General features: G+C 63.5%; 13 protein-coding genes. 10 read left to right on the top strand and 3 right to left on the bottom strand.

All coding sequences use genetic code 11. The annotated features are described in order from the left end of the window. Positions 1-56 precede the first annotated feature (56 nt). The 9 genes from ACPJXG_RS09970 to ACPJXG_RS10010 all read left to right on the top strand — a co-directional run bounded on the left by ACPJXG_RS09970 (position 57) and on the right by ACPJXG_RS10010 (position 8,848). Positions 57-593, top strand: coding sequence for a hypothetical protein (locus tag ACPJXG_RS09970; protein WP_035820072.1), 537 nt, complete (start codon positions 57-59; stop codon positions 591-593). A gap of 41 nt (positions 594-634) precedes the next feature. Then, positions 635-1,051 carry a hypothetical protein gene (locus tag ACPJXG_RS09975; protein WP_425254119.1) on the top strand — a complete coding sequence of 139 codons (417 nt, stop codon included), beginning with the start codon at positions 635-637 and terminating at the stop codon, positions 1,049-1,051. Positions 1,052-1,171: 120 nt separating this feature from the next. Continuing rightward, entirely contained in the window at positions 1,172-1,528 is a 357-nt protein-coding gene (locus tag ACPJXG_RS09980) for a hypothetical protein (RefSeq protein ID WP_425254120.1), read from the top strand. 1 nt (position 1,529) lies between these two features. Beyond that, positions 1,530-2,888 carry a TolC family protein gene (locus ACPJXG_RS09985; protein WP_425254121.1) on the top strand — a complete coding sequence of 453 codons (1,359 nt, stop codon included), beginning with the start codon at positions 1,530-1,532 and terminating at the stop codon, positions 2,886-2,888. Between the two features lie 2 nt (positions 2,889-2,890). Continuing rightward, on the top strand, positions 2,891-4,273 hold the full coding sequence (locus ACPJXG_RS09990; RefSeq protein ID WP_425254731.1) for a multicopper oxidase family protein: 1,383 nt from the start codon (positions 2,891-2,893) through the stop codon (positions 4,271-4,273). Positions 4,274-4,438: 165 nt separating this feature from the next. Continuing rightward, positions 4,439-6,094 (top strand): methyl-accepting chemotaxis protein, encoded by a 1,656-nt coding sequence (locus ACPJXG_RS09995; protein ID WP_425254122.1) that lies wholly within the window; start codon positions 4,439-4,441, stop codon positions 6,092-6,094. A gap of 78 nt (positions 6,095-6,172) precedes the next feature. Further along, positions 6,173-6,937, top strand: coding sequence for a transporter (locus ACPJXG_RS10000; RefSeq protein WP_425254123.1), 765 nt, complete (start codon positions 6,173-6,175; stop codon positions 6,935-6,937). 93 nt (positions 6,938-7,030) lie between these two features. Then, on the top strand, positions 7,031-7,534 hold the full coding sequence (locus tag ACPJXG_RS10005) for a hypothetical protein (RefSeq protein WP_219306916.1): 504 nt from the start codon (positions 7,031-7,033) through the stop codon (positions 7,532-7,534). A 15-nt stretch (positions 7,535-7,549) separates the two neighbouring features. Continuing rightward, positions 7,550-8,848, top strand: a complete 1,299-nt coding sequence (locus ACPJXG_RS10010; RefSeq protein WP_035820065.1) for an NAD(P)/FAD-dependent oxidoreductase — start codon at positions 7,550-7,552, stop codon at positions 8,846-8,848. 41 nt (positions 8,849-8,889) lie between these two features. On the opposite strand, the gene ACPJXG_RS10015 is transcribed toward ACPJXG_RS10010, so the two are convergent. After that, positions 8,890-9,405, bottom strand: coding sequence for a DUF6265 family protein (locus ACPJXG_RS10015; RefSeq protein WP_425254124.1), 516 nt, complete (start codon positions 9,403-9,405; stop codon positions 8,890-8,892). A gap of 76 nt (positions 9,406-9,481) precedes the next feature. Beyond that, complete coding sequence (locus ACPJXG_RS10020) at positions 9,482-10,195, bottom strand: sensor histidine kinase (protein WP_425254125.1); 714 nt, start codon at positions 10,193-10,195, stop codon at positions 9,482-9,484. A 282-nt stretch (positions 10,196-10,477) separates the two neighbouring features. On the opposite strand from ACPJXG_RS10020, the gene ACPJXG_RS10025 reads away from it, so the two are divergent. After that, positions 10,478-10,873, top strand: coding sequence for a hypothetical protein (locus ACPJXG_RS10025; protein ID WP_219306912.1), 396 nt, complete (start codon positions 10,478-10,480; stop codon positions 10,871-10,873). Between the two features lie 74 nt (positions 10,874-10,947). On the opposite strand, the gene ACPJXG_RS10030 is transcribed toward ACPJXG_RS10025, so the two are convergent. After that, positions 10,948-11,931 (bottom strand): GGDEF domain-containing response regulator, encoded by a 984-nt coding sequence (locus ACPJXG_RS10030; protein ID WP_035820059.1) that lies wholly within the window; start codon positions 11,929-11,931, stop codon positions 10,948-10,950. Positions 11,932-11,988: the final 57 nt, after the last annotated feature.

Below are 11,988 nucleotides of genomic sequence, written 5' to 3' on the forward strand. Positions count from 1 at the left end.
TACCATGTGACCCTGATCAAGTACAACGAGGACAAGGGTATGGCAGGGGTGGATGAATGACGTTTGAGCAAGAACTTGGCATCCGCTGCGAAGTTGCTGGACAGCCGCACCCGCTGGCCTATCTGGGCTGCCGCGGACTCAACTATGGCCAGCACAGCGTGCTGCCGCTGCATCCGTTCCGCCTGAGCGTGCCGGAAACGGCGCTGGCGCCCCTGCTCGACGAGCCGTTCAACAGTTTTATCCAGACTTGCCGCGAGGATGACCTGCAGGACGAGGAAAGCGACTTGCCCGAGCTGATGCAGGCCGGCTATCCCGACATCACGGCCATGCTGGCGGGCCACCGGCCGCTGCTGGCCGACATGCTGTACGACTTCATGATCAGCGATTTGATGGACGCGATCGGGCGAGCCAGCGGCTACCGGAACCAGGTTCCACGCTACTGGGGCGACGTGGAGGCGGCGGACAACCGCGCGTATTTCATCGTCAATAAAGTGGAGACAATCTCCTTCGCCGACGGCCAGGTCATATTCGAAGGGCAGGGCTACTACGGTGTCTACGTCATCTGGCTGACGCACGGCTACCGGCGCAAATAGGGACTTGACCTTCCTCATGTGGGAAGGTTTATAGTTGTGCCATGAACCGTGCCTTTTTCCGCTTTCTCGCCCGCTCGCTGCTCTGGCTGCTGGCCGTCACGCTGCCCTTGCAGGGCTTTGCGTCGGCCATGCGCAGCTGCTGCGTGGACGAGCTGGCGGTCGCCGTCACCGTCACGGCTGTCGCAATCGAGGCGCCCACGTGCCACGACATGGCCGACATGCAAATGGCGGACCAGCCGATGAAAATGGCCATGGACGATGGCGGCGCCACGCATCACGGCCACGATTGCAGCAACCATGGCGCCTGCACCGTGGGTGCCACGGCGCCGCCCGGCATGCCCGTCTTGCACGCCTTGACCCTGCGCGCGCCGCTTCCGGCGCTGGCGCCCGATTCCCTGTTCGCCGGGCATATACCGCCTGGTCCCGAACGTCCCCCGAGAAGCACGCGCTCCGCCTGACCGCCCGTTGAACCTGGCGGTGCCGCCGTCGCACGTCCCAGCATCCTGAGCCTTGCACCGGCCGCGCCAGCGTTCCAGTCGCGCGCCCGCCGCGCCATACCCTGTCATTCAAGGACTACCATGAAACATCTGTTCAGCCTTGCGCTGGCTGTGCTGCCGCTGGCCGCCGCAGCGCAGTCCCCGTCCGCCCCGCAAGAGGCGCAAGCATCCGTGCCGGCCACCACTTACCGTTCCGCCTTTGCCGGCTACCGTCCCGCCGCCGAGGAAGACGCCACGCCCGACCAGACCTGGCGCGCCGTCAACGACAAAGTCGGCAAGGCCGGCGGCCACATGGGCATGATGAAAATGGATGGCCACAAGATGGATGGCCACAAGATGGAAGGGCACAAGATGCCGATGGCCCAGCCCAACCCCAGCCCCAAGCCGGATGCCAAGCCTGCCCCGCAACATCAGCACCACCAGCATGAAGGACACTGACATGGCCCGTTTCACACAATCAACTTGCCTGACGCCGCTGGCGCTGGCGGCCGTCCTGCTGCTGAGCGGCTGCGCCAGCTTCAGCCAGGATGGCCGCCTGCGGACGGTGTCCACGCTGGCCGACGTCCGCACGGGCGCCCCCGCGGCGCTGGCCGGCGAGGGGGGCGAGGAAAAACTGGCTGCCTTGCTGGCCCAGCCCCTGGACGCCGACAGCGCCGTGCGCATCGCCCTGATGAACAACCACGGCATGAAGGTGGCGCTGGCCGAACTGGGCGCGTCCGAAGCGGACCTGGTGCAGGCGGGCCGCTTGCGCAATCCCGGGCTGTCGTTCGGCCGCTCGCACGGCAGCCACGGCAACGAAATCGACCGCGGCGTCAGCTTCGACCTGGCCGGCCTGCTGACCATGCCGATGCGCTTGAACATCGAGCGGGGCCGTTTCGAACAAGCCAAGCTGCAAGCCGCCAGCAGCGCCGTGCAACTGGCGGCCGACACCCGTCGTGCCTATTTCAATGCGGTGGCCGCCGTGCAGACGGAACAGTTCATGCAGCGCGCGCTGCTGTCGGCCGAGGCGGGTGCGGAACTGGCCACGCGCTTGCGGCAGGCGGGCAACTGGAGCCGCCTCGACCAGGCGCGCCAGCAAGTGTTTTACGCGGATGCCGTCAGCGACCTGGCGCGCGCGCGCCACCAGGCATTGGTGACGCGCGAGCACCTGACGCGCTTGCTGGGCCTGTGGGGCAAGCAGACCAGTTTTACTTTGCCGCCGCGCCTGCCCGACTTGCCGGCTCAGGCGGCGGAGGCGGGCAATATCGAGGCGCAGGCGATGGAACAGCGGCTCGACGTGCAAAGCGCGAAACTCGACGCGCATGCGACGGCCAGCGCGCTGGGCTTGTCGAAGGTGACGGGCTTCGTCAACGTGCTCGACGTGGGCTACACCAACAAGAGCAGCAGCGAGGCGCCGCGCGAAAACGGCTACGAAGTGTCGCTGGAACTGCCCCTGTTCGACTGGGGTTCGGCGCGCAATGCCAAGGCGCAAGCGCTGTATGAACAGTCGCTGCAGCGCACGGCGGGCACGGCTGTACGGGCCCGCTCGGAAGTGCGCGAGGCCTATTCCAGCTACCGCACGGCCTACGACCTGGCGCGCCACTACCGCGATGAAGTTGTGCCGCTGCGCAAGACGATCTCGCACGAAGTGCTGCTGCGCTACAACGGCATGCTGGCCAGCGTATTCGAGCTGCTGGCCGACGCGCGTGAGCAGGTGGCCAGCGTGAACGGCGCCATCGAGACCCAGCGCGATTTCTGGATCGCCCAAACAACATTGCAGTCGGCCATCAATGGCAGCGGCCCAGCCGAGAAGGAATAATGATGATTACACGTAGAAACTTTTTCATGAACGCGGGCGCCGTCGCCCTGGGTGCGGCGGCCGTCAGCCGAGTCGGTGCGGCCTCGTTGCCTGAAGCCGTCAGCATGGCCGGCGCCGACACCAAGGCGCCGCCACCACCGCCGAACGGGCGTCCGTACAACCCCGTCGTCACCCTGAACGGCTGGTCCTTGCCCTGGCGCATGAACAACAACGTCAAGGAATTTCATCTGGTGGCCGAACCCGTCGTGCGCGAACTGGCGCCCGGCATGATGGCCAATTTGTGGGGCTACAACGGCCAGTCGCCAGGTCCGACGATTGAAGTGGTGGAGGGCGACCGCGTGCGCATCTTCGTCACCAACAAATTGCCGGAACACACGAGCGTGCACTGGCACGGCCAGCGCTTGCCCAACGGCATGGATGGCGTCACTGGCCTGACCCAGCCCGGCATCGCCCCCGGTAAAACTTTTGTGTATGAATTCGTCGCCAAGCGGCCCGGCACCTTCATGTATCACCCGCATGCCGATGAAATGACGCAAATGGCCATGGGCATGATGGGTTTCTGGGTGACGCACCCGAAAGACCCGAACTTCATGAAGGTGGACCGCGATTTCGTCTTCTTGCTCAGCAACTATGACATCGACCCGGGCAGCTACACGCCGAAGATCATGACCATGACGGATTTCAATTTGTTCACCTTCAACAGCCGCGTCTTCCCCGGCATCGACCCCATGGTCGTGCGCCAGGGCGACAAGGTGCGCGTGCGCGTGGGCAATCTGACCATGACGAATCACCCGATCCACATGCATGGCCATGAATTCGAGGTGACGGGCACGGACGGCGGCTGGACACGCCCCGAATCGCGCTGGCCCGAAGTGACGACGGACGTGGCCGTGGGGCAGATGCGCGCTGTGGAGTTTACCGCTACGGACCTCGGCGACTGGGCTTTCCACTGCCACAAGTCGCACCACACGATGAATGCCATGGGACATGACGTGCCGACCATGATCGGCGTCGACCACCAGGGCGTGGCGGCGAAGATCAACCAGCTCGTGCCCGGCTACATGGTGATGGGCGAGCGGGGCATGGCCGACATGGGCGACATGCAGATGCCGATCCCCGACAATACCCTGCCGATGATGGCCGGCGACGGTCCGTTCGGCGCCATCGGCATGGGCGGCATGTTTACGACAGTCAAGGTGCGCAAGGACCAGAAACCGGGCGACTACCGCGATCCGGGCTGGTACAAGCACCCGGCCGGCAGCGTGGCTTATGAATGGACGGGCGCCTTGCCGGAACCCGTGCGCGGCCAGGGCAGGGGCAAGCTGCCGGCCAAGGGTGGCGTGGAAATGACGGTGCGCAAGCCAGGCGGGCACAGCGGACATTGACGCTCCCGTCCCTCGGGGTTTGCTAGCACGGCAAGCTCCGGGGTATGTTGCTTTAAATCAAGGAATTGTTGCTTAGTGACAATCCGAGCATTTTAGTGGCCGTTTTTTCCTTATATTCAAGTCATACGCTTAAATTATTGGCTATCGACTTGTCTAGGAGGAAACATGTTGAATCAAATGAAAGTGGGGACGCGCCTGCTCGCGGCCTTCTTTTGCGTGGCGCTGATGGGGGCCGTCGTGGCCGGCATCGGCATCTTCAACATGGGCAAGATCGACACCATGGCGGGGCAGATGTACAACCATGAGTTGCTGGGGCTGTCGTACATCAAGGAAGCCAATATCGCCCTCATCAAGGTGGGCCGCGCGCGCAGCAATTTTCTGCTGGCGACCACCAGCGAAGAGCGCGCGGGGCGCCAGGCCGATATCGCCAAATATCTGGAAGAGAACAAGAGCAACCTGGCCAAGGCCCAGCCGCTGTTCGTCACGCCGGCCGCCAAGGAGCTGTTTGCCCGCTTCGCCACCGTTGAGGCCGAGTATGTGAGCACCTTGCAGCAGTCGCTGGCGCTGGCGGCGGCCGAGCCGCTGGCGCAGCGCAGCGCGCAGCTGACGGCGCTGCTGGCCAAGACGCGCCAGCATGCGGACGAGCTCGACGGCGTGCTCGATAAATTGTCCTTGCAGAAGGAAGCGCGGGCCAAGGCGGCGGCCGAGCAGGCATCCGGCGTGTACCAGGCCAGCCGCAGTTTCATGATCGCGCTGGTGCTGGGCAGCGTGGCGGCAGGCCTGGCGCTGGGGGCGCTGATCACGCGCGGACTGACGCGCCAGCTAGGCGGCGAACCGGCGTATGCCGTCAGGATCGCCGGCGCCATCGCCGAGGGCGACCTTACCGTCGACATCCGCACGGCCAGCCACGACAGCGCCAGCCTGCTGTTTGCCATGAAAACCATGCGCGACAAGCTGGTGGGCATCGTCAGCCAGGTGCGTTCGGGCACGGACACCATCAACACGGCCTCGGGTGAAATCGCCCAGGGCAACCTCGATTTGTCGTCCCGCACGGAAGAGCAGGCCAGTTCGCTGGAAGAAACGGCGTCGTCGATGGAGCAGCTGACGTCGGCCGTGCGGCAGAATGCGGACAATGCACGCCAGGCCAATGCGCTGGCCGGCGCCGCATCCGACGTGGCCGGCAAGGGCGGCGCCGTGGTGGGGCAGGTGGTGCAGACGATGGAGTCGATCAATGCCTCGTCGCGCAAGATCGTCGACATCATCAGCGTCATCGACAGCATTGCCTTCCAGACGAATATCCTCGCCTTGAACGCGGCCGTGGAAGCGGCCAGGGCGGGCGAGGAGGGACGCGGTTTCGCCGTCGTCGCGTCCGAAGTGCGCAACCTGGCGCAACGTTCTGCCAGTGCCGCCAAGGAAATCAAGACCCTGATCGGCGACTCCGTCGAGCAGGTGGAGATCGGTTCCAGACTCGTGCATGACGCGGGCAAGACGATGGATGAAGTGGTCGCCAGCGTGCGCCAGGTGGCCGACATCATGCAGGAAATCACGGCCGCCAGCGCCGAGCAAAGCGCCGGCATCGAGCAAGTCAACCAGGCCGTGCTGCAAATGGACCAGGTGACGCAGCAAAACGCGGCCCTGGTGGAAGAGGCGGCCGCGGCGGCCGAATCGCTGCAAGACCAGGCGCAGACCCTGACGGAACTGGTGGGCGTATTCCGCTTGCATGCCCAGGCGCAACAGATGGCTGTACCAGCGTCCAGCAACGTCATGCCGTTGCGCCGGGCAGCGCCAGCCGCCAGGCAGGACGTGCGGCGCCTGGCCTGAAACGGGGCTGGCTCGGGCGCAATCGGCGCGGCGGTGGTAGGCTGTCGCTATTGCGCGTTTACTACTTCCGGGTCTTTCATGTTATTTCCCCGCTTGCTTTGCTTATCCCTGCTGCTGTCCCTGATGCCCGTGGCGCAGGCACAGCAGGGCGATCCCGTCCTGCCTTACCGTCCTTCCGTGGCCAGCCCCGCCCAGTTGCCCGTGCCGGGTCAGCTGGAATTCGAGGCGGGCGGCCTGCTGTCGAAAACGGACGACACGCGGCGTGCCAGTCTGCCATATACCTTCAAACTGGCGTTCACGCCCGAATGGGGCGTGCTGCTTGAAGGCGAGGGATTCGTGCGTGCGCGCGATGACACGGGCCGGCGCGAGACGGGCTTGGGCGATACGACGGTCGTGCTCAAGCGCGCCTTTTTGCTCGACAGCGCCACGGCGCTGGGCCTGGAACTGGGCTGGAAGTTGCCCACAGCCAAAGACAGCATCGGCAGCGGCAAGAGCGACGTGTCGCTCAATGGCATTTTCAGCCGCGACCTGGGCGCCGTGCACCTGGACGCCAACCTGAGCGCCACGCGCCTGGGGGCCTCCGACCCGGCGACGGGCCGGGGGCAAGCGGGCTGGGCGACCTCCTTTTCCACGCCCGTCAGTGAGCGCTGGGGCGCCACGGCGGAAGTGTCGGGTACGCGCCTGCGCGGCGCGCCGGCCACGGCGCAATTGCTGCTGGCCGCCACCTACACCCCCACGCCACGGCTGGCCATCGACATCGGCATGGCGCGCGGCTTGACGGTGGCGTCGCCGGACTGGTCGCTGTTCAGCGGCCTGGTCGTGCCCTTGGGCAAACTGTGGTGAGATTGCCACGGCAATCCTTATGTGTCCTTGCGAACAAACAGTTGGTCACACAAGGTCTACAATTGCGGCATAACTGATAAAAGGAGTGTCCCCATGAAAACCCTGATTCTTGCCGCCGTCTTGCTGTCGGCAGCTACCGCTGCCGTCGCCCAGGTCGGCGTCTCCGTCACCGTCGGCCAGCCAGGCTTTTACGGACGCCTCGACATCGGCGATTATCCGGCGCCGCAATTGATCTATGCCCAGCCCGTCATCGTGCAGCGCCCGCAATACTATTCGGCCCGTCCGATCTACCTGCGCGTGCCGCCTGGCCATGCCAAACACTGGTCCAAGCACTGCCGCAAGTATAATGCCTGTAACCAAGAGGTATATTTCGTTCAAGATAGTTGGTATAACAACCAATATGTGCCCCGTTACCGCCAGCAGCATGGCGACCATGGCCGTCCCGATTACGGCGATCGCGGCCGTCATGACAACAAGCATGACAAGCACTTTGACAAGCATGATGACAAGCGCGACAAGCATGACAACAAGCCGGGCAAAGGTCATGGCAATGGCAATGGCAATGGTCACGGCAACGGCAACGGGCACAGGGATTAATAAGCAGGAGGATCTTTGCATAGTAAAATCGTTATCGTAGGGGGAGGTGCAGGCGGCCTGGAGCTGGCCTGCAAACTCAGCCGCAAGCTCGGCGCCGGCCAGGTCACCCTGGTCGACAGCCGCCTGTACCATATCTGGAAGCCGTCGCTGCATGAAGTGGCGGCCGGCACCCTGGACATTCATCAAGAGGGCCTGTCGTACCAGATGCTGGCGCACGACAATGGTTTTACCTATGTCTATGGTCCTTTGATCGCGCTCGATGCCGCCTCGAACAGCCTCACCGTGGGCGCCATCGCCACGGACAAGGATGAGCAGCTCTTGCCGCAGCGCACCGTCAGCTACGACCAGCTGGTGCTGGCCGTGGGCAGCACCTCGAATTACTTCGGCGTGCCCGGCGCCAAGGAAAACACGATTTCCCTGAACGCCACGGAAGACGCCGAACGTTTCCGTCTGACCCTGCTGAAACTGCTGGCCATGGCCGAGCAGCGCCAGGGCGACGCGGGCCATCCCGGCGTCGACATCGTCATCATCGGCGGCGGCGCCACGGGAGTCGAGCTGGCGGCCGAATTGCGCGAGGCGAGCGGCGTGTATGCGGCGTATGGTTTCCAGAATCTCAACGCCATCAAGGATGTGCGCATCACCCTGCTCGAAGGGGCGCCGCGCATCCTGGCGCCGTTGCCCGAGCGCGTGTCGATTGCCGCCTCGAAACTGCTGCACCAGCATGGCATCAGCGTGGTAACCGATACGCGCGTCACCACGATCGAAGCCGACAAGGTGACGGTAGCCAGCGGCACCAGCTATGCGGCCGACATCTGCGTGTGGGCTGCGGGCATCCGCGCGCCGGAATTTCTGGCCACCCTGGGCTTGCCGACCAACCGCGCCGGCCAGCTGGAAGTGACGGGCATGCTCAATGTGCAGGGCCACGCGAATATCTTCGCGCTGGGCGACTGCGCCGCCTGCACGGGGCCCGATGGCAAGCTGGTGCCGCCGCGCGCCCAGGCCGCGCACCAGCAAGCCGATTACCTGCTGAAAACATTCCTGCTGCAAGCCAAGGGCAAGCCGCCGCAAACCAAGCCCTACGAATACCTGGACTACGGTTCGCTCGTGTCGTTCGGCCGCACCACCTCGGTGGGCACCCTGATGGGTTCGCTGAAGGGCCTGAGCTGGTTCGTCGAAGGCTTTGTCGCGCGCATGATGTATGTCAGCCTGCACTTGATGCACCATAACGCCGTGCTGGGCAGCGTGCGCACGGCCGTCATGGCCATGGGGCGTTTCCTGATCAAGCGCAGCACGCCACAGGTCAAGCTGCACTAAGCCGTTGCTATTCCATCAAAAAGGGGCCGCGAGGCCCCTTTTCATTTGCTGCGCGTGACGGGTGCCACTTCGCAGCGGCCCCGCGTCATGGGGAAGTCTATGGTGGTGAGCTTGCCCTTCAAGGTGCCGGTAATGCTGGCGTGCAAGATGCGCTCGCTGTCGTGGCGGTAGATGATGCGGCTGGGGAAGTCATTGTCCAGGTTGGCGAAGATGAATTCATTCGGCTTGTCCTGGCGCAGCAGGTTGAAGGTCACGGGCGGCTGGCCCGACGGCTGCACGATGTAGGCCAGCTGGCCCGGGTCGGTGAGGCGGATCTGCACGAATTCAAAGGCCGTCGTCTTGCCGCCCTTGACGGTGCGGCTGGTACCGAGGAGGGTGCCGCCGGCGGCCGTGCTCCATTGTTCTCCGGAGCCGGGCTCGGCGCCGTCGACGTTCCAGCAGCCGGCCAGCCAGGCCAGCTTGTCCACGGTTTCCGGCGGCGGCACGGCCTTGTCGGCGGCCTGGGCGGCGCCCGTGGCCAGCAGCGTTGCCAGCAGGGTGGGGATGAGTCCTTGCATGCGGTCTCCTGTCGTCGAATCGTTCTGCGTTCGGGGTGTTCCTGCAGTGTTCTGGCCCGATGCGGCCTGGCAAAGACTATTCTTTTGGCGTAATGCGCGGCAAGACGACGGTCAGGGCCGTGCCGCCTTGTGGATTGGCTGCCAGGCTCAGGGTGCCTCCCAGGTAATGCACGCGCTCGCGCACGGCGCGCAGGCCGTGCTTGCTCATTTCGACGGGTTCGCTCGCTGGCAGCCCCACGCCGTCATCCTTAACGGTCATCATCAGTGCCTCGTCATTGTCGTCGATGATGATGTCCACCTGCGTGGCATTGGCGTGCGCGGCGATGTTGCCGAGCGCTTCTTCCAGGGTGCGCAGCAGGGCCACGCCCACGTTGCGCGGGCAAATCAGCTCATCTTCTGGCAGACTGCAGCGCACGGCGATCTTGTGCTGTTCGGCAAATTGCGCGGCCAGCTCGCCCAGCGCCACATTCACGCCGAGAAACTCGAGCTTGTCGTTCCACAGCTTCATCTGCATCTGGCGGTTGGTTTCAATCACGTTCAGCAGCAATTGCTTCATGGTCGCCGCGCGGTCGAGCAAGGCCGCTTCCTGCGGCATCTTTTGCGTCAGCAGCGACAAGTGCATGGTCAGGGCCGTCAGCGAAGAACCGAGGCTGTCATGCAGCTGGCGCGACAGGGCGCGGCGTTCATTGTCCCAGCTGGTGTTGACATGACCGAGCAACTCGCTGAGATCGGCGGCGCGTTCCGCATCGGCCTGGGCCGTTTCCTTGTTCGGATCTGTTTGTGCGGACATAGCGCCCCGTGAATGGTGAAAGGTGAGGACCAAATTCAAGTTGTGGATCATACATGAGGATTTCATCGCGGGGCGCATGGATGGAAAATTTCTGTCTTTTCGGCAATTTTAATCTCCTTCCATCATTTTTATGTGATAGACAATATTATCGTTTGCGCCAGCAGCTACCGTTCCTGCCGTTACGTACGGCTGCGCACATACCGGGGCGCTCTACGCTGCCATAGTGGGGCTGTGCCTCCCCCATGCAGCACTGGCCCGCTTACCGAAACGAAAGGACATGCCATGAATATCGATACCATCGTCGACAAGGAATACCTCGACAAAAGCTTCCGCGACATCGTCAATGCGCCCATCAGCGCCCTGCGCGGCGTCAGCCCGAAGGACGCCAAGGCCTTGCAGCAAGCGTTTGGCGTGACCACCGTGCGCGAATTGTCCAACCTCAATTTCGTCAAATGGGCCAGCGCGCTGGCCATCCTGGCCGATGAAGAGGGCATGAGCGGCGAAGAGCGGGCCAAGGAAGAATTGCTCGACGACGCCGTGGAAATGACCTTCCCCGCCAGCGACCCGATCTCCGTCGATGCCGGCATCACGCGCATCGAAGTGCCGCCGGAAACCGTTGATGCGCAAACAGACCACCAGCATGCGGGCCAGCATGAAGTGACGGCTGGCAAGAAATAAAGCTTGCTGGACATAAAAAAACCGGCTGGCCGCGAGGCTTGCCGGTTTTGTTACGTGCCGCGCGGAAAGTAAGTTCAGGCGATCGACGGAATACTGCTTTTCTGCATGTTGACCTGCGACGCGATCACTTCGTGCGGCGTGCAGCAAAAGCGGTTTTTACCGGCGCGCTTGGCTTCATACAGGGCCGTGTCGGCCGCACCCAGCAGGGATTCGACGGTGCTGGCGTCGTCCGGGTAGATGGCGATGCCGATGCTGGTCGACAGGCGCAGGGTTAGGTCGTTGATGAAATACGGTTCGGAAATGACTTCGATCAGCTTGGCCGCCGGTTCGCGCGCGTCGCCCTTGCCGGCCAGGTTGCCCAGCACGATGACGAATTCATCGCCGCCGATGCGCGCCACCGTGTCTTCCTTGCGCGACGCGCCCACCAGGCGTGCCGCCACCATTTTCAGGATGTCGTCACCATAGCCGTGGCCGTAGCTGTCGTTGATGGCCTTGAAGCCGTCCAGGTCCAGGTACAGGATGGCCGATTTGCCGCGGCTGCGGGCCGATTGCTGCAAGGTATGCTCGATGCGGTCTTCCAGCAGGCGCCGGTTCGGCAAGCCCGTCAGCGGATCGTGCAGCGCCAGCTCCTGCTGCTGCTTGCTGTATTGCGCCAGTTCCTTGTACAGCAGGCGCACTTCCAGCATGTTGTGGATACGTTTATGCACTTCCATCAGGTCGAAAGGCTTGCTGATGAAGTCGCGCGCACCCGCTTCCAGGGCGGCGATCTTGAAACTCGGTTGCGCCGTCAGGGCCAGCACGGGCAGGTAGCCGCCGTGTTCGATTTCCTTCAAGCCTTTCATGACCTGGAAACCATTGAGTTCCGGCATTTGCAGATCCAGCAAGATCAGGTCGTAGCAATGCTCCCGGTGCAGGGGGCAGACCTGTGCCGGCCGCATGGTGGCCGTGACGTCGGTGTAGCCGGCATCGCGCAGGATTTCCAGCATCAGGTCAACATTGTCGGGGGAATCATCGACGACCAAAATTTTGGCTTTCAAAATCTCATCTTGGCTGGGCATGTAGGGTCTCGGTTATACGGTCTATGCAACACGGGCTTCTACCGCAGCCAAGGGCTG

It is taken from the genome of Janthinobacterium sp. NFX145 (assembly GCF_049810325.1).
Taxonomy (GTDB): domain Bacteria; phylum Pseudomonadota; class Gammaproteobacteria; order Burkholderiales; family Burkholderiaceae_D; genus Janthinobacterium; species Janthinobacterium rivuli.